Here is a 20,142-nt window from a genome sequence, read left to right on the forward strand (position 1 = left end):
GGATGCTGAGCGGTCAGCACACTGCCGGCGAGGGAGGCCTCACGATGGGACTGGGAATGCAGATGGTCTATCTGGGTTTCGCGGGATCTGCCGCGATCGAGGCGGAGGCAGGCGTTCAACTGTTGCGGTTGGAGCGCTTCGGTAGAGTACTGAAGTCCTGTCATCTGGCGATCGAAGAACTGCACGGACTCGACTCGTCACAGTCTTATGATGTGCGTCTCGATCTTGTCACCGAATCGAGCGGCTTTAGTCCGGTTGAGCATCATTACGGTACTGATCCTCTCGTCGTGATGCGAGAAGCTTTCGACGCAGCCGAACATGAGCTCGAGACGAAGTCGGCATGATGTGAAACATGGACGTGCATTCCTATGGCCGGCGTGTCGGCGATAAAAAGCGCTCCATCCCGGAGCGCTGAATGCACACACACTGTAACTGTAGCGGCAGCTAGACGTAATGCGGCACCTCTGGATGTTCTACAGCTGCTTTTAAGCTTATACGCGCGCGAGGGCCTGCGCATCGACGATATGGATCTGCTTGCCTTTGGGTTCGACCAGACCGTCTCGGTGAAAGCGCGAAAACATGCGGCTGACCGTCTCAAGTTTCAGTCCGAGGTAGCAGCCAATCTCTTCGCGGCTCATCTTCAGATTGAACTGTGCGCTGGAATAGCCTCTTGCGCGAAAACGCGCCGCAAGATCCAGTAGAAACGAGGCGAGCCGCTGCTCTGCGGTCATCGTACCAAGCATCATCATCAAGCCGGACTCGCGCACGATTTCACTGCTCATCAAATTATAAAGATGGCGTTGCATGCGTCGGCTTTCCCGGCAAAGCGATTCGAACTGGGCGAACGGGATGATGCACACCGTGCTGTCCTCCAGCGCGATGGCCTCGCAACTATGGGTGCCAGAGCAGACGCCGTCGAGCCCCAGCGGTTCGCCAGGTATCTGGAATCCGATCACCTGTTCGCGCCCGTCACGGTGCATGACGATGGTCTTGAAAGATCCCGTGCGCACTGCATAGAGACTCTGGAAAACATCGTGCGTACGAAAGAGTGCCTCGCCGCGCCGTAAATGACGTGTTGTGAGTACGACGGTATCAAGTTGCCGGAGTTCGATGCCGGAGAGATCGGCTGGCATGCAGACCGCACGCAACGAGCAGGTCGAGCAGCGCGTCGGCAGACACCCTAGGCCGGGCGCGGGATGCACTGGATGCACCGGGATCGGCGTTCCTTGCGCGGATGACGGCATGGGTGAAGGGGCATCGCATACGGACTCGGCATACATGATCGTCTCCAGTTTTAACGCGCGATGTACGTGCGTTAATAGCGAGGTCCACGCGCGGTTTCGGCCGCGGCGGCTTGACCTGCATGTGTCCAGTATCGGCATCGCCATCCCAGAAATAAATCGGCGGCGGTGGAAACTGGTGTACGCAAGAAGGAAGTCATGTAGGGCAATTCCTACATTGATGCGACGCTCTGCCGCGTCCGGCGATGCTCACGCGTGGCCGACGCCAGTCTGGGCGACGGCTAGACCTCGTCCTGATCGTCGATCAATTTGTGGCGCAGGGCATAGCGAACCAGGGCCGCTTCGTGAGGCATCTGCATTTTTTCCAGAATGCGGACCTTGTAGGTGCTCACGGTCTTGCTGCTCACGCACAAGGCGTGGGCGATTTCGGTGATGGTCTCTCCGGACGCGATCCGGCGAAAGACGTCGAATTCGCGATCTGAGAGGCGCTGATGCGGGAGCGTGTCGGCTGGCTCATTCAGACTTAGCGCGAATCGCTCTGCCATTGACGTGCTGACGTAGACGCCACCGGATGCGACTTTCGTAACGGCATTCACCAGTTCCGCGCTGGCACTTTCTTTCGTGAGATAGCCCGAAGCTCCAGCCTTGAACGCGCGCACGGCGTACTGCTGCTCAGCGTGCATGGTCAGGACAAGGATGCGCAAGGCAGGTTTTTCATCCTTGATCTGCTTGATGAGGTCCACGCCGCTGCGACCCGGCATCGACAGGTCGAGCACCAGCACCTGGGCGGCCTGATCACGAACAAGGGCAAGTGTGGTCGCTGCGTCCCAGCCTTCTCCGGCGACTTCAAAGTCGTGTGCGCTTTCGAGAATGCGACGCAGACCGTCACGCACGAGTGTATGGTCGTCAGCGAGCAGTACCTTGATCATGAAGTTGTCTCGTCGGATTGAAGGGCATCGAGCTCAAACGTGATGGAGAGGGAAAAGCCTTCGCCAGGCGCAGTGTCAATCTCGACGACACCGTTGAACATGTGGGCGCGCTCGCGTATGCCAAGCAATCCAAAAGTTTTGTCGTGTCGTGTCCGATAGGGAGCGTCACCTCTTTCGCTCGTTGTACCGCAGCCGTTGTCGGCAATGCGCAAGATGCAATGCTGCGCATCCGCTTCCAGACTGAGATCTACCCTGTCTGCCTGCGCGTGGCGCGCCACGTTGGTTAGCGCCTCCTGCACGATGCGAAACAGCGTGGAGGCTGCCGAGCTGGAGAACACGACATTGCCAGTCTCCAGGCGCTTGCGCACCCTTATGCCATATCGGCTGGTGAAATCATTGGCGAGCCAGTCGATGGCCGATACGAGCCCGAGGTCGTCGAGCATGACGGGGCGCAGATCGGCGGCAATGCGGCGTATGCCCCGAACCATCGCGTCAATAAGCTTGCTCATGCCTGCAAGGCGGGTCGCGATGTCGGGCACCATCTCAGGGCCCAGGCGCAGCCCCAGTGACGACAGGTCGATCTTGAGCGCGGTGAGTTGCTGACCGAGGTCGTCGTGCAGTTCGCGCGCGATGCGGGTTTTTTCGGCTTCACGCACGCTTTGCAGATTCGCCGAGAGCTCGCGCAGTTCTTCGCGCGAACGCTTGAGCGTATTCTCGGCACGCAGTCGCTCGGTGATATCGCGCAGCATGACGGTATAGAGCCTGCCGGACGCCTCGCGGATCTGTGAGATCGACGCTTCGATCGGGAACTCCTCGCCGTTCGCGCGCAAACCGTAGAGCACACGGTGCTGACGGCCCATCTGGCGCTCCGTCACCCCTGTAACGCCGAACTGGTCGACATGCTGCGCATGTGCAGCGCGAAAGCGCTCGGGAATAAAGCGTGAAAGGGGAGAGCCTATCGCCTCCATGGCCGTTAACCCGAATACATATTCGGCGGCCGGATTAAAGATGACAACTGTTTGTGTCTGGTCGACCGTGATGATTGCCTCCATCGAGGAGCGGATAATCGCCATCATGCGTGCTTCGTTCAGGCGTGCGTTGGTGCTGCTTATCGATGGCGTCAGGTGCGCCGCAGCAAGCCGGTATGCCAGCCATGCGCACGCCGCTGCGATGAGCGCTCCCACCAGGAGAATCGCGGCGGCACTGGTAGCCGCACCCGTGAGCAGCGGACTGCCATCCGCGCGTGTCTCAATCGTCAGTGACGCGCCGCCCGCGAGCAACTGATCGCGTCGCTCAAACTGCCGGTAAGCGAGGATTTCGTCCGCCTCAGCTGGCGCGCTCCGGTAAAGCTCGAATGGCGGGTGATGCGCACGCACCGTGAGTTCTAGCCCCGGTTGGGCTGCGAGGAGCGGCGCGAATAGCCGCTGGACATCGAGCGCAGCCACCGCAAAGCCGACTGGATTTCTTGGATCTCGTACTTCTGCCGCTGATTCTTCGTAGACGGGAAGCCATAGCGTTAGAGGCGCCACGGGAGTGGGACCAGGCGTGGCCACAGCCAGCACAACGTCATCCGGTTGAACCGGGTCAGCATTATCGGGGCGGGAGGGCAAATTGCCCGAACTGGCTGCGGGCCCAGTCCAGAGCGTGACACCGGACGCGTCGGGGGCATAGCCGAGCGCGACAACCGCAGTGTGTGAGCCATCCAGGTTCAGGGCAGACACATAGTGTGCCCAGCTGGCGGCGTCGGGCAGCGGCACACGGGCGAGATGCGCCCTCGCACTCCGAAGCACGGTTTCGTTGGCGATCAACGAGAGCTCAATGGATTCGCGCAGAGCCGCCGCGCGGCGGCCGAAACGCTGCTCGGCTGCGCTCTGCCATTGTTGCGCGACGAACACGGCCACCGCGCCCGCGAGGGCGAATACGGCAACAAACGCAACGACCGCTGCCACTGCTGGCCGGCGGATTTGCGCCTTCAGTGGCGGGGCGTCAGTGACCAATGCCATGGCAGTCGTCGGTAACGAAATGCTCGTGGGTGGGCGAGTCGTGCGTTATTCGTTTGCAAACAGGCAGTGCCAGCGAGGCTGCCCGGTGCGTGAGCGCGCAGGCTGCCCGTCTCAATATTATGTCCCCAGGATCAGGGGCGCCACGATCTCCCGGCGGATCAGTTCGCGGTATCCGGGATATACGTTGATTCGCAGGGCGGGCAAGGGTGTTCACGAGCAGGATCTTCCGGGAGTTCCACCGTATCGCGATATTCCGGCACGCAGCAGTCCCAGTGGAGCGTCTCGACGATCCTGCGACGCAGCGCGTCGGCCGCAGCCGGCTCTCCGTGTGTAACGAAGGTACGTACTGGTGGACAGTTCATGCCGGCCAGCCAGCGGATGGTCTCGCGATAGTCGGCGTGCGCAGACAGCGATGAAATCGAGGAAACCTCGGCACGCACGCGCACATAGTCGCCGTGCAATTTGATCACCGGTGCATGGGCTTCCAGCGCCGCGCCGCGTGTGCCGGGCGCCTGATAACCGACGAGCGCGATTGTATTGCGCGGGTCGGGCGCATACAGGTTCAGGTGGTGCAGCACACGGCCCCCCGTGGCCATGCCGCTGCCAGCGATGATGACCATCGGCCCACGGCGCGAGGCGATCGACTTCGAGTCGTCGACCGTGCGCGCCATGAATGCGGCATGGTCGATCGCGTGCATCTGGGAGACCGTCAGGCGGTGCTCGCCCATGTGACGGCGGTAGAGGTCGGTGACACTGATCGCCATCGGGCTGTCCAGATAGACGGGCACGTTCGGCATGCGCCCACCCTCTTTCAGCCGGGCAATGTAGTAAAGAATCTCCTGCGCGCGGCCGACGGCGAAGCACGGCATCACCACGATCCCGCCGCGTGCGAAGGTACGTGCGAACATCGCGGCAAGCTCGTCCTCGGGATCGAGTGCATCGTGCAGGCGGTCGCCATAGGTTGATTCGACCACCAGGTAGTCCGCATGCGCGGGCGGCGCGGGCGCGCGCATGAGCGGATCCTCAGGGCGGCCCAGATCGCCGGAGAACGCGATCACAGTGTGGCCGCAGCACAGCACGACGCTGGCCGCTCCCAGAATGTGTCCGGCAGGCAAGAGCCGGAAGCCTAGCCGGTTGCTCAGCGCCATGGGCGAGTCAAATTCGCGTGGCCCAACGAGGCGCAGCGTGCTCTCCACGTCCTGGGTGGTGTAGAGGGGCAGGGCAGGATGATGTCTCGAGAAACCGTGACGGTTGGCGAACGCGGCGTCTTCCTCCTGTAACCGGGCGCTGTCGCGCAGCATGACATCGCACAGGTCAGCGGTGCCCGGGGTGCAGTACACAGGCCCTCGATAGCCGTTGCGCACGAGGACCGGTAGATAGCCGCAATGGTCGATGTGCGCGTGTGTGAGGATGACGGCGTCGAGCGTGTCTGCTGCGAAGGGCAACGGTTCCCAGTTGCGAAGACGCAGGTTTTTCGTTCCCTGGAACAGGCCACAATCGATCAGCACCCGCTTGCCATCGGCTTCCAGCAGGTAGCGCGAGCCTGTGACTGTCTGCGCCGCGCCAAGGAAAGTCAGCTTCATCATGTTCTCCTCGTATGGCGCCACGCGGCGCCCGTGAGGTCGATTGGAGCGCGGTTTGAGAAAGGGCTTTTGACCTGTGTCAGAGGGAAGGTGTGCATGTCGCACATGGCGAATGAATTGAGCCAGATCAATAGCTAGCGGGCCGCCCCTTGTACATTGGGGCACCGGCCGAATCCGACGCGGCCGTGTTCTTGTGGGCACCGACCATGGCTCTCCGGGCGCAATCGCTGAATTTGCCGCATGCTTCACGCGCGCTTTCCCTTGTGCTGGCGCTAACGCTGGTTGCGTGTGCTACTGACGCCAGCCGCTCCGCGTTCCGACGCTCCGAGGCAGATCTGGAGGCCGCCCGCGAGCAGGCCCAGGTCGAATGCGCCGATTCCCAGGCTTGTGCGCAGGCGTGGGGCCGTGCGCGTCTGTTTGTTCAGCGCCATTCCGTGACACCGATCGAGCGCCTGGACGATGACACCATCGAAACCCGCATGCCTCACGAGTTTGGCGTGGCCTATTTCTGGGCGACGCGTCTGACGGCGGACGACGGGACAGCCGTCATCCGGCTCAAAGGGTTGTGTCGCGGGATGTACAGTGATGATGGCGGTCCGGGCTGGACCTATCGGACTTGCGCGGCGCAACTGCGCGAGGTCCAGATCGCGTTTGCGCGTGAGGTGGGATCAGCGCACTGAGCGACCTGCGGCACCCGTCACAAGGACAGCCTTGCCCAGTTGGTGGAGAAACGGCATGCTCCTGGCTATCTGACCTGGAAGTCATGCCCCCATTTTGCACACTGGCGCCACTTTATGTCCATCGACACCCCGGCTGTGCCCTCGACTCGCGACTACTCGGCGAATACGGTCCTGCTCGTTTTTCTGAAATTGGGAATGTCGAGTTTTGGTGGGCCGATTGCGCATATCGGCTACTTTCGTCGCGAATTTGTTGAGCGCCGTCGCTGGCTGGATGAGCGCACTTTCAGTGATCTCGTCGGCATGTGCCAGTTTCTGCCTGGACCGGCGAGCAGTCAGGTTGGTTTTTCCATTGGTCTGCTCAAGGCCGGCTGGCGCGGCGGCCTCGCCGCATGGGTCGGCTTTACGCTGCCTTCGGTCGTTATGATGCTCGTCTTTGCGGCCGCAGCGCCGGACCTGGGGGGCTGGGCGGGCGATGGCGCTCTGCATGGCTTGAAGCTTGTCGCGGTGGCTGTCGTCGCGCAGGCGGTTTGGGACATGGCGCGCCGGCTCTGTCCCGACGGCCGGCGCACTGGCATCGCGCTGATCGCGATCGTGATGCTCGCGGTACTGGCTACGGCGTATGCGCAGGTGCTGGTAATCGCTGTGGGAGCGCTTCTGGGCCTTGGCTTGTGCGGCAGGATCGCAGTAACGGCCTGTGAGCCCGGGACAGAAGCCGCGTCTGTATGGCGAGGGGCGCGCAGCGTGTCGGTCGTTGCGCTAGCGCTTTATCTGGGCCTCCTTGCGGGCTTGCCGGCGCTCGGCGCTTCGGGCGGCCAGGGATTGCGCCTTTTCGATGCCTTCTATCAGTCAGGTGCGCTGGTATTCGGCGGCGGCCACGTTGTGCTGCCTTTGCTTCAGCAGCAGACGGTCGCACCCGGGTGGGTGTCGCCTGCGGCGTTCCTCGCAGGATACGGCGCTGCGCAGGCGGTTCCCGGACCCTTATTCACGTTCGCCGCCTTTCTCGGCTGGGTCAGTCAGGCGGGACCTGGTCGTTGGTCCGGCGCAGCTATAGCGGTCATCGGCATTTTTCTGCCAGGCCTGCTGCTCGTCGTCGCGGCGCTGCCGTGGTGGCAGGCGATGCGTGCGCGTCCTCACATGTTGGCGGCGCTTGCTGGAGTCAACGCTGCCGTGGTGGGCCTGCTGGCGTTTGCCTTGTATTCGCCGGTCTGGACGAGTGCAGTGCGCTCGCCTCTTGATTTTGCGGTCGCCGCATGCGGGTTCGTGGCCTTGGTGAGGTGGAAGGCGCCTCCGCTCGCGGTCGTGCTGTTTTGTGCGCTCACAGGAATAGTGGGGAACGCGTTGCGGATCTAGGCGCGCTGGGCGAGTTCATGTGCTCTCGCAGGCGAGCGAGATGCCTCAAGGCAGCATGCGCTGTAACACGCCGTCGCCGAGCACAAAGCGATGGTAGAGCGCGCCGGCGATGTGCAAGCCGATCAGCACCAGCAGTACCCAAGCGAGCACACTATGCACATCGCCCATTGCATGCCCGAACGACGAGCCGGGCGCTGAAAGCGACGGCAGCGCAACGAGGCCGCCCAGTTTGACGACCCACGTGCGCGACGACGCGTTGATCCACCCAAGCAGCGGCACGGCGAGCAGTAGCACATAGAGCGCCCCATGCGTGAAAGACGAGATGGCGCGCAATGCTTTGGACAGGCTTTGCGATGGCGGCTGGTGAGTCGCGCGCCAGACGATACGCCATGCCACGACGGCGATGAGCGCGGTTCCGACGCCCAGATGCCAGGCGATTTCACCAATGGGTTTCGTATCGCGATGCACGTCGGGCATGGTCCAGCCAATCACGAACTGGGTGGCGACCAGTATGACGACGAGCCAGTGAAGCAGACGTGCAGTCTTGTCGTAGCGTGCATCGGCGGCAACTTGCATGGCCAGTCTCTCCAGGGAAAATAAGCCAGTTGAAAAGGGCGATTCTAGAAGGCCTCAACTTAACCCGAGATTAAGCGCCTGAAATTAAGCGCCTGACTTGGTCAACCAGAGACCCTGTGCGCCTGGCACACGAAGTTCGGCCACTATCGCCGTCCCTGCTCCAGGTGCGCTCTCGATCGAAAGTGTGCCGCCCAGTTGCAGCATGCGTTCCCGCATCCCGGTGAGGCCGAACGCGTCGGGGCGCGCAGCCGCACGCGAATCGAACCCCGTGCCATCGTCGCGAATTTTTAAAGAGATGGTCCCATCGTTGCCAGCCAGCTCAAGCGTCACCGTGTGCGCGCTCGCGTGTCGAGCGATATTGGTGAGCGCTTCCTGCGCGACGCGAAACAGCGCGGTTGAGGCGAGTTCGTCGAGCTTTGGCAAATGCGGGTCCAGATCACACTGCACTGACACGCCGTGACGATGTTCGAAGTCATGCGCCATCGATTCGAGCGCGGCCTCCAGACCGAAGTCGTCGAGGAGCAGGGGGCGCAGGTCAGCGGCGATGCGACGCACAGAGACGGTCAACTCGTCGATCTGCGTGGAGATTTCGCCAAGTGATGCGAGATGTGCTCCATGTGCGTCGGGCCACGCTTCGCGAAGCTCGGCCTGATGACGGACCAATGCCATCTTCAGGGCAACCAGCCGCTGTCCGAGGTCATCATGCAGTTCGCGAGCCACGCGTTTTTGCTCGTTTTCGCGAGCTTGCTGAACGAGTGCCGACGTCGCGTGGGAGCGCTCAAGGTCGTCGAGCCTGCGCCGTTCCGTCAGGTCGCGGGTAATCTTGGCGAAGCCGACCAGCGCGGCATGTTCGTCGTAGACCGCGGTGATAATCACATTTGCCCAGAAGTGGCTACCATCCTTGCGCACGCGCCATCCTTCATCCTCCACGCGTCCCAGCCGCGTGGCAGTCTCAAGCAGTCGTGCGGGTTTGCCTGCCGCGATGTCTTCTGTTGTATAAAACAGCGAGAAGTGCCGGCCAACGATCTCGTCCGGCGTATAGCCCTTGATGCGCTGTGCGCCCAGATTCCAGCTGGCTACGCAGCCGGTAGGCTCCAGCATGAAGATCGCGTAATCATGGACGGCGTCGATGAGTAGACGGTAGCGATCCTCGATCGCGATATTGCTGTTGTTGCGCCCATACCAGGACGCCGGCTCAGCTGTTTGCATGAAGCGCTCCGGTGACAATGGCGGCAATGCGGGAGTCGACATGGTTCGCGTGTCGACAGTGCAAATAGTAGGCCAAAGTCGTGGGGCGATCGTTAGCGCCCGATAGGCAATCACTTTGCGCTTCACGCCAAGGGGCGGTGCTTCAATGCGACATCAGGACTGGCAGGGTCATGGATTCAAGCAGGGTGCGGGTGACGCCACCCAGCATCCGTTCGCGCAGATGAGAGTGAGCCCACGCGCCAGTGACCAACAGGTCGGCGTTCACATCACTTGCGCGGCCAAGCAGGGTCACGCCGCTTTCGAAACCATGCTCGCAGACGCTCTCGTGGAACGAGGCGCTAACGCCGTGCCGATCGAGCCATCCCGCTGCATCGATAGCGGCGTCGGTCGCGCGTGCGAGATCGGCGCTGCCTGGCGGTGCAACGACTGCGATCGAAACGTACTGCGCGCGGACCAGCAGTGGCAGCGCGTCTGAGGTGGCGCGCGCCGCCTCGCGGCTGCCATCCCAGGCAATCAGGATGTTTTGTGCGAATGAGGAAAATGCGCCGGTATACGGGACGATGACGACGGGACGGGCACATGTCATCAGCAGGTCCGTAACGAAATCCCCAGTGACATTGATGGACCGGTTGCGCGGGTCATGTTGACCGAGCACGAGCAGGTCGGCGTGACGTGCGTGGAGGGTTGCGCCTGGCAGGTCTGCCGGTTCAGGCGCGCGCCATTCGACAATCCGGCCCGCGCGCTCGGCTGCGCAGAGAAAGCTCGCATGGGCAGTAGCCCGGCGTTGCTCCGCGGGACGTGCTTCATTGGGGCCGCCGATAGCCGAAAAGGGCAGATAAAGACCGACGAGATGCGCGTCGAAGCGGTCGGCCAGATCGAGTGCGAGCGCGACGCGCACAGCGCATCGTTCGGTATCGTCGAGATGCACAAGCAGACTCTTGTAATCCATCGCCATTTCCCTCAAGACGTTTGCGCTGATCTGGCTGATACGCTCAATGCGACATCAGAACAGGCACAGGCATCGACTCCATCACTGCGTGCGTGACACCGCCAAGCAGAATCTCCCTCCACCGGGCGTGACCGTACGCACCCATCACGAGCAGGTCACAACCCTCCCTTTGCACACGCGATAGCAAGGCAGCTTCAACGGAAGACGTCGGGGGCGGACGCAGCGCGGCCACTTCGACCGCAATGCCGTGACGGGCCAGCACGAGTCCAATGTCGGCACCAGGAGTACGGTCACGGTCCTTGTTCTCAAATGTGAACGTGACGAGTGAGGTCTGTTGTGCATGCCGCATGAAGGGCAACGCATCGTAGAGCGCGCGCGTGGCCGACTGGCCTCCATCCCATGCAACCACAATTCGATTCCCAATGGTCGGGAATCTGCCGGTGAACGGCACCCATAAAACCGGCCTGCCCGCCGCCAGGGTGACGCGGGTCTGAAAGCGGTTGCCCGCTGATGCATTCGGATCCTCGGGATCGCTCTGACGCAGCACTACCAGGTCGGCCAACCGGGTGCGCGCGATCATTTCCCGCTCCGCGAGCTGCTGAGCTGTGTGCCAGTTCCCAGTGAGTTTTACGTCTGCGAGCCGCGACAGGAAATAGTGTTCCAGTGCACGTCGACGATCGTCTTCTTCACGAATCTGCCGGTCCCAGTATTCGGTTCCGAACGTGAACGCGTAGTCGAGCCGGTGTTCAATCACTGCCGGTGCGTATAGGGCGCTGACGTGCGCCCGGTGTTGTTGTGCCACCTGAAGTGCGACATCCACGCAGGCTCGTGCTCGTTCGCTGTTATCGAGGTGAACAAGAATGCTGCGGTACTCCATGATCGACACTCCCAGCGAAAGAAAGACCAGCGGCGTACTCAGCGCTCTACTTTAAGCGTCGATGCGCAACTGCAATTGACCTGCATCAAACCGGCGCGTGCCTCTCGCGTTGAGCGACCCATGGTGGCGAAATGGGCCAGCGCGATGACGGAGATTGACGCAGATCAGTTGCAAAAAGCCAACCCATGCGACGCTCGGCACGTAAAACCGGCATCTGTCGGAACTGACGGAGGCAACGATGAAATCCGATCTGCAGATCAAGCAGGACGTTGAAGCGGAACTGGACTGGGAACCCGGTGTAGCAGCATCCACTATCGGCGTAGAGGTCGAGAATGGTGTCGTGACGCTCAAGGGCCATCTCGCGAGCCTGGCCGAGAAGATCGCCGCCGAAGAGGCCGCCCAGCGCGTCGGAGGCGTTCGGGCTCTGGCAGTCGAACTGGTGGTGCGTCTGCCGGAAGAAGAAATTCGAGGCGACGGCGAAATCGCAAACTTTGCGCACAGCATGCTGCGCTGGACTACGGGCGTGAGCGAGGGCGCGGTGCGCGTGCTGGTCGAGCATGGCCATGTGGCGCTCAAAGGCACGGTCGATTATGCCTGGCAAAGCCGGGCGGCGGCGCGAGCGATCGCCCAGATGCGCGGTGTGACCAGCGTTTCGAACCAGATCGAAGTCAGGCATCTAGCCGAGCCGGAAAAAATCAGCAAAGACATTCTGAACGCCATGCACCGTCATGCGGACCGTGAAGCACGACACATTCGGATATCGGTTCGAGAGGGAACGGTGACGTTGTCAGGCACCGTTCATTCGTATGCGGAACGCGCCGTGGCGCGCGGTGCGGCGTGGGCCGCACCGGGTGTCGGCGCAGTGGTCGACGACTTGACCGTGGAGTGAACCTTCCTGGAGGAGAGCCGATGGATCTTGAGGACGCTCCCCGGCCCGGCATCCTGAAGGCGTGTCTTGACAGGCTGAAGTCGCATCCACTTGCGAAAGTCGGGCCGGGACTGATCACGGGTGTGGCCGACGATGATCCCAGCGGCATCGCCACGTATTCCCAGGCAGGCGCGCAGTATGGTCTGGCGATGTTGTGGACCATGCCGCTCGCTTTTCCGCTGATGGCTGCCATCCAGTCGATGTGCGCCGATCTTGGCCGGGTCACGGGCAAGGGGCTGGCTGCCAATATCAAGGCTGCGTTTTCGCCGCTTGTGCTTTATTCGGTAGTGGGGCTACTGCTCATCGCCAATACGTTGAATATTGCCGCCGACGTCGCGGCAATGGGCGAAGTCGCGGAACTGGTCACCGGCATCAACCGTCACGCGATGACGGCCTGCTTCGTGTTCGCCACGCTGCTGATGCAGGTTTTCATCCCTTATCACCGGTACGTGCACTTTTTGAAGTGGCTCACACTTTCGCTGCTCGCTTACGCGGCAGTGCTGTTCACCGTACACGTGCCGTGGCGTCAGGTCGCGCTGCGTACGTTCTGGCCGAACTTCACGCCCGATGCGTCCTCGGCAGCGGTCATCGTGGGGGTGTTCGGTACGACAATCAGCCCCTATCTGTTCTTCTGGCAGGCCGCGGAAGAGATCGAGGATATGGAAAATGGGCACGATAGCGCGCCGCTCTTGCGTGATCCCTGTGCTGCGCCGGTTGAATTGCGACGCATCCGGTGGGACACATGGAGCGGCATGCTCTATTCCGATCTCGCGGCGTGGTTCATCATGCTTGCGACCGCCGTAACCTTGCATGTCGCCGGAATGACGAGTATCGATACGGCGGCGCAGGCCGCGAGCGCGTTGCGCCCACTTGCCGGGGACTTCGCTTATGCGCTGTTTGCGGCCGGCATATTCGGTGTCGGCATGATCGGGGTGCCGGTCCTGGCGGGCTCCGGAGCCTACGCGCTGTCTGAGGCGCTGGGCTGGAAGGAGGGGCTGGAGCGCAGCGTGGCGGATGCCCGCGGTTTCTACGCCATCATCGCGGTGAGCGTGCTGATCGGGCTCGTTTTGCAGTATTCGCCGGTCAGTCCCATGCGCGCCCTGTTCATCAGTGCGGTGATCAATGGCGTCGTTGCTGTGCCGCTCATGGCGGTCATCATCCTGCTGGTCTCGAAACCGTCCGTGATGGGCGAATTCACGGCGGGATGGCCGGTTCGGGCCTTGGGCTGGCTGGGCACTGCGGTGATGGGTGTTGCCGCCATTGCGATGCTGGCCGCGCACTAACGCTCCTGGGCGAATCGATTGATTGAGGTCAATTGCAAAAGAGGGCGGGTCGCTACATTGGGAGCATAGCGAACCCATCGACCCTCGGAGAATGCTCATGCAAGCCTCGGACATCATGACAACGGAAGTCGTTTCAGTGCCTATCTCGGCGAGCGTTTTTGACGCGGCCAACCTGATGGCAACCCATCACATTAGCGGTCTGCCGGTGATTGGAGAAGACGGAAAAATCGCCGGCATGGTGAGCGAGGGGGACTTGCTGCACCGTGTTGAAACGGGCACAGGCAAACCGCAACGTTCGTGGCTCGCGGAGTTTCTCTATTCGACGCGCCGGCTCGCGACGGAGTATCTGAAGGAGCATGCGCTGAAAATCAGTGACGTCATGACGGAAAATGTCGTCAGTGTTCTGCCGACAACGCCTCTTGCAGAAGTGGCCGATCTCCTGCAGCAACATCACATCAAGCGGGTGCCTGTCGTCGTCGACGGCAAGGTGCTCGGGATCGTGAGCCGTTCTAATCTTGTGCGAGCTCTTGCGCAGTCTGCTCACGGCCGGTCAGATGCGCTCGCGTCAGACGAAGCGCTGCGCCAGCACGTCCTGCAGATGCTCGACGGTCATCGCTGGGCGATGGCCGCGGAAAACGTCGTGGTCAAGGATGGTGTCGTTCATCTTTGGGGGACGGTGACGTCGGAAGAAGAGCGCCGGGCAATCTGCGTTAGCGCTGAGCGTGTGATGGGCGTCAAGGGCGTGGAAGACCATCTCGGCTATCCCACCTATTTCACGCCGATGTAACGGGTAACAGGGTCAGGGTATTGCCCGCTCTCCCAGTGGCAGCCGGGGCGCCGGAGACACGTAAGGGCTTATCTCTCCATGCGGGAACCGGTCAATGAATCCGTCCATCGTCAAGCGAGGATCAGGCAACTCATGTCTGAATGACTGTGTGACCGGCTTCTGGATCTCGAGCGCCGGGCGGCCGATTTGATGGTCGATCTCGCAAGACTCGCGACGCTTTCCTCGTCAGGCAAGCCATGACGGAACATTCGTGCGCGGGCAACTTGTCTTCATGCCGCTGACGTGATGATCGTGTCGCAATCAGGAGTGGACTCCCATGAAATCCGACCTTGAACTGAAGCGTGATATCGAGGCTGAGCTGGCCAGCGATCGGTCTATCCAGCCTGCTGCTGTCGGGGTGGAGGTGTCGAACGGCGTTGTTACGCTGTCGGGCCATCCTGCAAGCTATGCGGCAAAACTCGCGATCCAGCGGGCAACGGAACGCGTGGCTGGCGTGCGCGGTATTGCCGTCGAGCTGGAGGTGTGCATCCCTCGAGATGAAGCGCGCAACGATGAAGATATCGCGAATACGGTGCGCGCGATCCTTGAGTGGACAGTTGGCGTCAACAATCAGAATATCCAGGTTGAAGTGGAAAAAGGCCAGGTGACCTTGCTAGGTGAGTGTGACTGGGGCTATCAGAGCCATGCAGCAGAACAGGCGATCGGTCATTTGCTCGGCGTGACATCAGTGAACAATTGCGTCCACATTCGAGGCGCGACGTCTGCTGAAGACATCGCGCGCGCGATTCGTGCCGCGATAGGGCGACACAGCGAACGGGAAGCGAGGCACGTTGAGATCAGTATCGACGGCAGCACGGTTACGCTTACCGGCAACGTTGCCTCAAATGCCGAGCGCCAGCTCATCCACGGCGCCGCCAGATCGACGCAGGGTGTTCATACGATTGTGAATCTCCTGAGAGTCGTTTGAAACCGCGAGATGTTTCATGTACCGCTTCTTTTTTCGCTTCGAACGGTTGGCGTTCGGTATCGTCACGGCTTCTGCGATCGTTTGTGCCGGCGTGCTAATTATCCATCGCTACGGAGATTTACTGCCTCTGGACACCCTGGCCCGGCACGCCGTGCCGGGCATACCGTCTGGACTGGTGTGTGGTGCGGCGAATCGGACTGATTCATGCGAATACCTGATTGCCAGGCGGAAAGCGGGGAAATGAAGAGCGCCGTGCGTGGACCTCTTGTATTCGCGCATTGGGCTTTCCTCACGGGCTGTCTGATTGCCATTCCGGCCTTCTATATCGAACTCCTTGCGACATCGCGTACCACGCTGTTTGTCGCCCGATCGCTCTATGCTGCGATGGCAATAGCTTGCGCTGCAGCCCTTGTCAAAGCTGCAAGGTCAGGTCTCGCGCACGAAAGGTCACATGGCCAGGATGGGCTGGATCTCGCCATCGTTTGCGGGGCCATTCTCAGCATGATCGGTGGCGCGACGCCGTGGTCATCCTTCGAATGGATAATCAGGCTCGCGTTCATGGCAATGATCGCGCTGCGTATTGCTCTTGCACTGCGCATCTACATCGAACCGAACCGGCTCGCATGGTTGCCGGTAGCCGGCATGGTTGTCCTTCTACTTGGCGGCGCCGGCTTTTACGCGTTGGAACCACGTGTGCACAGCTACGCCGAGGGACTGTGGCTGGCATTCGAGAGCAGCGCTACGGTAGGGTATGGCGACATCGCGCCCACGACGCCAGCGTCACGCATCTTTGCCGTTTTCGTCGTACTGCTTGGTTACGGCATGTTTTCTCTGGTCTTTGCCGGACTTGCAGCATGGCTCATTGGCAAGGAGGAGCGGCTGCTCAGGCACGAGATGCATCGGGACATCAAGCTGCTCCATGAGGACATTCAGGCACTGCGCAAGGAGTTCAAAAGCCTGCGCGCAGCGGTCTCATCCAAGCCAGGCAAAGCATTGTCTCGCGACGACGTCGAAGTTACGCCAACCGCGTGCGTGAGACAAAAGGGGATGGAGCGAGGCGACTAAATTCGGCGAAGGAGCGCTGGCGGCACGGACTGTCATTTGATTGGACAGCTTCTTCGAACGTGCGGGTGCTTGACCAGGATCAATCGAGCAGTTTCGTCGACGATCATCATTAGTCAGGTGCCGTGCTTGTGACGCGCGCGCAGGCGGCAGCAGTCGCAGCGGCTGGATTCCGGATTTCCGTGGAGGGAACATGAGAGCACTGGTCTACAACGGTCCGGGCAGCTTTGCGCTTCAAGAGCGCCCGATTCCCGTCCTGCAGGGACCCGGTGACGCGATCGTCAAGATGTCGAAGACGACGATCTGTGGGACCGACCTGCATATCCTCAAAGGCGATGTGCCGAGTTGCGAACCTGGTCGCATCCTTGGCCACGAAGGCGTTGGTGTAGTGCACGACATCGGCAGTGGCGTATCGACGTTCAAGGTTGGCGATCACGTACTGGTGTCCTGCATTTCGAGTTGCGGCCAGTGCGAATACTGCCGCCGCGGCATGTATTCGCACTGCAAGACCGGCGGCTGGATCCTGGGCAATCGCATCGACGGAACACAGGCTGAATATGTCCGCACGCCACACGCGCAGACGAGCCTGTACCGGATACCGGCGGATCTGGACGAAGCGGCGCTCGTTATGCTGTCGGATATTTTGCCCACGGGCTTCGAATGCGGCGTGCTCAACGGTAAGGTGGAGCCAGGCAGCACGGTCGCCGTCGTTGGCGCGGGTCCGATCGGATTGGCCGCATTGCTGACCGCGCAATTCTATTCGCCATCTCAGATCATCATGATCGACATGGATCCCAATCGACTGGAGTGCGCCAGGCGATTGGGATCCACAGCATGCCTCGATCCGCGCGCGGGCGATGTAGCGGATGCCGTGATGAAACTCACGAACGGTGTGGGCGTGGATTGCGCGATTGAGGCCGTCGGCGTGCCAGCGACGTTCGAGCTTTGCGAACAGCTCGTGGCTCCCGGCGGGGTCGTCGCTAACGTGGGGGTTCACGGCGTACCGGCGTCGATTTTTCTAGACAAGCTCTGGGATCGTAACGTCACGATCACCACGAGGCTCGTCGACACGGTCAGCACGCCGATGCTGCTCAAGACGGTCTGCGCCGGACGTATCGATCCGGCGCGGCTGATTACCCATCGATTTGCATTCGAAGACGCGGCAAAGGCCTACGAGACTTTCTCCCACGCTGCCGACACGCATGCGCTGAAAGTGATCATCGAGATGTGATGCGCGAGGTTGTGATCGCGTGCTCGGCAAGGAGATCGTTACTGTGACACTCAATGGACATATCGACGCGACGGGCTGGAGGGTGGACGCCCGTACGTCACCCGCGCCCGCAGGCGGCTTCTCGTGCGAGATCGTCGTTTCGCATGACGCAGCACCGCAACGGGCCACGCATACATTCACCCATCACCTTACTTTCAGAACCGAGCGCGATGCCTTGCTGGAAGGGCTGCGTGAAGGGATGGTGTGGGTCGATCTGAGATTTCGCCACGCATTCGAAACGTAGGCAGCGTGCGTGCCTAGCCTCCGCCCTGACATGATGGATGCGGCGTTTGACGCAGCGGGGCGCAGGCTTGTTGCTGTCGCGCGCGGACTCCGCGCTGGTCGAGATGCTTGACTGGCTTGTATCGCTGTCGTTCCTTATACACCGACAAAAGACTGCAGCGAATTTCATCGGCACACGATGCAAGACCGTTTCTTCGGGACTGCATCGATCCTCACTGTGCAACTACTGGCCCAACACCCACTGGACGAGAGTGTGCGCGTCTTCGGCGGAAAGCGGGCCACCGCGATCCGCCGGTAGTGGCATGGCCATATCTCCCCAGTGCGCCTTACCGCCGTGCCGGAGTTTGTCCTCAAGCATGAAGCGCGCGTTGGGCTGGTCGCGGTACCGTTGCGCGATCTGGTGAAACGACGGAGCAAGAAACGGCGCATCCGAAGTGTGGCAGAACATGCAGTGCTGCTGATCGACGAGTTCGGTTGGCTCGGGAAGCTGTGCGTGTGCGGTGCCCCCATGGCACGCCATCGCGAACGTCGCTAGAGCGTGAATGAGGATCAAGGTCGCACGTGGCGGGAATGACAGCGTAGCCGGAACCGTTGCAACCGTAAGCGTGGTGGATGACATCGATCATCTCCCTGGAAATGGATAGCGAGACTGGACTGACAGTTATTAGCTCATGGTCTCAGGCATTGGCTCCGCGTCATTGATATATGTCAAATGGCCATGGCCCGGATGCGGCGCGCCAGCAAAAAAAGACGGCGCCGGACCGGGCGCCGTAAATCCACGCGTACCTCAGGGCCGAGGTGCACAGTACCAACACCTTTTGAGCAGCGGATAGGTCGCTGCCCTGAAACGGGTTCTCGTCTGACGCCGCACCTCACGCCGAGATGAGGCTCAGAGGCCGTCGCCGTCGGTCTGCCCACGCTTTACGTCACGACTTCGCTCAACGGGCGGCGTGGGGATGCCCCATCGGGTGTGCCGTGACCGATACGCAGCAGGATCTGTGGAAAGGCTGGCTTAGGCAAGCCGAGCAGTGCACTTAACTGTGGGCGCAGTTCAATTGCTTCGATCGGCTGGTTCAGATAAGAAGCGCAAAGTCCATGCGAGGTGAGGACCAGTAGCACGCGTTCCAGAGCCTCGCCGGCTGCGAGCCATGCGTGTGCGTCATCGATGCCAGTCGCGATGCACAGTAAGAGAGGCGATCCAACTGCGAGGCTGCGATGGGTCGCAGCGACGCCGTTGCCAACATCGAACGTGCGAATCGCCGACGCGACCAGTGGTGTGGCGAAGTCGAGCATCGAACCCAGTCCTGCGGCATACGCAGGCATGCCGTCGTCCGTGCGGCGCGGATGGATCCAGCTCGCCAGTTCGCGTCTAAAGCCTGGGCTGGCGAACTGGCGTTTATCGCCTTCGGCGACGAGGTCTGCAATTGCCTCGCGCGTTTTTGCATCACTCGTACCCGCGACGTCGACGCCTTCGGCGAGCGCGGCTTCGATCAACGCATTCTCCACCTCTTTGGGGACGAGTTGCGGAGAAAACGGATGGCGCGTGGTGACCCGAAGCGCGATGGCACTGGCAAGCGGAGCCAGTTCGGCACCGATGGTTCGATCCTTGATTAGACGCACGTCAGCAAGCAAATCTGGATCGAGGCTCGAAGGAAAAAGGGTGATCGCATAGCCGATGCCGAGGCTCGCGAGGGCCACACGCAAATTAAAAAGCGCAGCCCCACAACTGATGGTCAACTCGCGATCGAACGGATCCACGACTGGCAGCGCACGTAGCCTGTCGGCGCACAGCAGGATCCGGTCGTGATCGGTAACGAAGCGCCACGGCTGGCTGTTATGGCTCGACGGGGCGAGTGTTGCCTGATGCACGACGCGACGGAGAAGGTCGTCGTCGAGCTTGTCGGGTGCACGGTCGGTTGGGCACACTTGCGTAGTATCGAGCATGATGACCGGAACCTCTGTGATGACGCGGGGTGCGCCACGTGAATGCGCAGCGCAATTGAGGCGTCCAGGATCGTCAAATGGGGAAGCGCCTTCTGCGTGCGAACAAGTGTAGGGTCGATCGACTCATTGCCTTTGATCTGCGTCAATGCAGTTCGGCACGCACACGCGGCCTGATGCGCGCGATATCAGTTGATGCACATCAAGCGCTGGAGAGGAACGGTTCTTATAGTGGACTGATATCTCGCTCGAGCCGATTCGCGG

At 61.2% G+C, this 20,142-nt stretch carries 21 protein-coding genes; 11 read left to right on the forward strand and 10 right to left on the reverse strand.

Features of this window, described 5'->3' with window-relative positions:
* Nucleotides 1–56 precede the first annotated feature (56 nt).
* Complete coding sequence (locus tag U5782_RS29175) at nucleotides 57–344, forward strand: hypothetical protein (RefSeq protein WP_322047441.1); 288 nt, start codon at nucleotides 57–59, stop codon at nucleotides 342–344.
* Between the two features lie 147 nt (nucleotides 345–491).
* On the opposite strand, the gene U5782_RS29180 is transcribed toward U5782_RS29175, so the two are convergent.
* The 4 genes from U5782_RS29180 to U5782_RS29195 form a co-directional block, all read right to left on the reverse strand.
* Entirely contained in the window at nucleotides 492–1,244 is a 753-nt protein-coding gene (locus U5782_RS29180; RefSeq protein WP_415914425.1) for a helix-turn-helix domain-containing protein, read from the reverse strand.
* Nucleotides 1,245–1,522: 278 nt separating this feature from the next.
* Nucleotides 1,523–2,170, reverse strand: coding sequence for a response regulator transcription factor (locus U5782_RS29185; RefSeq protein ID WP_322047339.1), 648 nt, complete (start codon nucleotides 2,168–2,170; stop codon nucleotides 1,523–1,525).
* Entirely contained in the window at nucleotides 2,167–4,173 is a 2,007-nt protein-coding gene (locus tag U5782_RS29190; protein ID WP_322047340.1) for a PAS domain S-box protein, read from the reverse strand. Before U5782_RS29190 ends, U5782_RS29185 begins: the two co-directional genes overlap by 4 nt.
* Before the next feature lie 158 nt (nucleotides 4,174–4,331).
* Complete coding sequence (locus U5782_RS29195; protein ID WP_322047442.1) at nucleotides 4,332–5,756, reverse strand: MBL fold metallo-hydrolase; 1,425 nt, start codon at nucleotides 5,754–5,756, stop codon at nucleotides 4,332–4,334.
* 206 nt (nucleotides 5,757–5,962) lie between these two features.
* Between U5782_RS29195 and U5782_RS29200 the strand changes: the two genes are divergently transcribed.
* Together U5782_RS29200 and chrA are read left to right on the forward strand one after the other, a co-directional pair.
* The gene (locus U5782_RS29200; protein ID WP_322047341.1) at nucleotides 5,963–6,436 is read left to right on the forward strand and encodes a hypothetical protein; all 474 of its coding nucleotides are present in this window, start codon (nucleotides 5,963–5,965) and stop codon (nucleotides 6,434–6,436) included.
* A gap of 114 nt (nucleotides 6,437–6,550) precedes the next feature.
* Entirely contained in the window at nucleotides 6,551–7,786 is a 1,236-nt protein-coding gene (gene chrA / locus U5782_RS29205) for a chromate efflux transporter (RefSeq protein WP_322047342.1), read from the forward strand.
* A gap of 45 nt (nucleotides 7,787–7,831) precedes the next feature.
* Here the strand turns inward: chrA and U5782_RS29210 are convergent, their stop codons facing one another.
* The 4 genes from U5782_RS29210 to U5782_RS29225 form a co-directional block, all read right to left on the reverse strand.
* Nucleotides 7,832–8,362: a cytochrome b gene (locus U5782_RS29210; RefSeq protein WP_322047343.1), complete on the reverse strand. Its 531-nt coding sequence runs from the start codon at nucleotides 8,360–8,362 to the stop codon at nucleotides 7,832–7,834.
* Nucleotides 8,363–8,446: 84 nt separating this feature from the next.
* On the reverse strand, nucleotides 8,447–9,571 hold the full coding sequence (locus tag U5782_RS29215) for a PAS domain S-box protein (protein WP_322047344.1): 1,125 nt from the start codon (nucleotides 9,569–9,571) through the stop codon (nucleotides 8,447–8,449).
* A gap of 142 nt (nucleotides 9,572–9,713) precedes the next feature.
* A complete protein-coding gene (locus tag U5782_RS29220) occupies nucleotides 9,714–10,520 on the reverse strand; it encodes a universal stress protein (protein WP_322047443.1) in 807 nt (268 codons plus the stop codon).
* Between the two features lie 43 nt (nucleotides 10,521–10,563).
* Entirely contained in the window at nucleotides 10,564–11,397 is an 834-nt protein-coding gene (locus U5782_RS29225; protein ID WP_322047345.1) for a universal stress protein, read from the reverse strand.
* A gap of 238 nt (nucleotides 11,398–11,635) precedes the next feature.
* Between U5782_RS29225 and U5782_RS29230 the strand changes: the two genes are divergently transcribed.
* The 8 genes from U5782_RS29230 (at nucleotide 11,636) to U5782_RS29265 (ending at nucleotide 17,938) form a co-directional block, all read left to right on the forward strand.
* Nucleotides 11,636–12,286, forward strand: a complete 651-nt coding sequence (locus U5782_RS29230) for a BON domain-containing protein (protein WP_322047346.1) — start codon at nucleotides 11,636–11,638, stop codon at nucleotides 12,284–12,286.
* Nucleotides 12,287–12,306: 20 nt separating this feature from the next.
* On the forward strand, nucleotides 12,307–13,608 hold the full coding sequence (locus U5782_RS29235) for a divalent metal cation transporter (protein WP_322047444.1): 1,302 nt from the start codon (nucleotides 12,307–12,309) through the stop codon (nucleotides 13,606–13,608).
* Between the two features lie 97 nt (nucleotides 13,609–13,705).
* Nucleotides 13,706–14,395 (forward strand): CBS domain-containing protein, encoded by a 690-nt coding sequence (locus U5782_RS29240; protein ID WP_322047347.1) that lies wholly within the window; start codon nucleotides 13,706–13,708, stop codon nucleotides 14,393–14,395.
* Nucleotides 14,396–14,711: 316 nt separating this feature from the next.
* Nucleotides 14,712–15,362 (forward strand): BON domain-containing protein, encoded by a 651-nt coding sequence (locus U5782_RS29245; protein WP_322047348.1) that lies wholly within the window; start codon nucleotides 14,712–14,714, stop codon nucleotides 15,360–15,362.
* A gap of 16 nt (nucleotides 15,363–15,378) precedes the next feature.
* Entirely contained in the window at nucleotides 15,379–15,606 is a 228-nt protein-coding gene (locus tag U5782_RS29250; protein ID WP_322047349.1) for a hypothetical protein, read from the forward strand.
* The gene (locus U5782_RS29255; RefSeq protein WP_322047350.1) at nucleotides 15,603–16,427 is read left to right on the forward strand and encodes a potassium channel family protein; all 825 of its coding nucleotides are present in this window, start codon (nucleotides 15,603–15,605) and stop codon (nucleotides 16,425–16,427) included. Before U5782_RS29250 ends, U5782_RS29255 begins: the two co-directional genes overlap by 4 nt.
* Nucleotides 16,428–16,617: 190 nt before the next feature.
* A complete protein-coding gene (locus U5782_RS29260; RefSeq protein WP_322047351.1) occupies nucleotides 16,618–17,655 on the forward strand; it encodes a zinc-dependent alcohol dehydrogenase family protein in 1,038 nt (345 codons plus the stop codon).
* Between the two features lie 43 nt (nucleotides 17,656–17,698).
* The gene (locus U5782_RS29265; RefSeq protein ID WP_322047352.1) at nucleotides 17,699–17,938 is read left to right on the forward strand and encodes a UDP-glucose 4-epimerase; all 240 of its coding nucleotides are present in this window, start codon (nucleotides 17,699–17,701) and stop codon (nucleotides 17,936–17,938) included.
* 222 nt (nucleotides 17,939–18,160) lie between these two features.
* On the opposite strand, the gene U5782_RS29270 is transcribed toward U5782_RS29265, so the two are convergent.
* Together U5782_RS29270 and U5782_RS29275 are read right to left on the reverse strand one after the other, a co-directional pair.
* Nucleotides 18,161–18,457 (reverse strand): c-type cytochrome, encoded by a 297-nt coding sequence (locus U5782_RS29270; protein ID WP_322047445.1) that lies wholly within the window; start codon nucleotides 18,455–18,457, stop codon nucleotides 18,161–18,163.
* A 401-nt stretch (nucleotides 18,458–18,858) separates the two neighbouring features.
* On the reverse strand, nucleotides 18,859–19,881 hold the full coding sequence (locus U5782_RS29275) for an Acg family FMN-binding oxidoreductase (protein WP_322047353.1): 1,023 nt from the start codon (nucleotides 19,879–19,881) through the stop codon (nucleotides 18,859–18,861).
* Nucleotides 19,882–20,142: the final 261 nt, after the last annotated feature.

It is taken from the genome of Paraburkholderia sp. J67, from assembly GCF_905220265.1.
GTDB lineage: Bacteria > Pseudomonadota > Gammaproteobacteria > Burkholderiales > Burkholderiaceae > Paraburkholderia.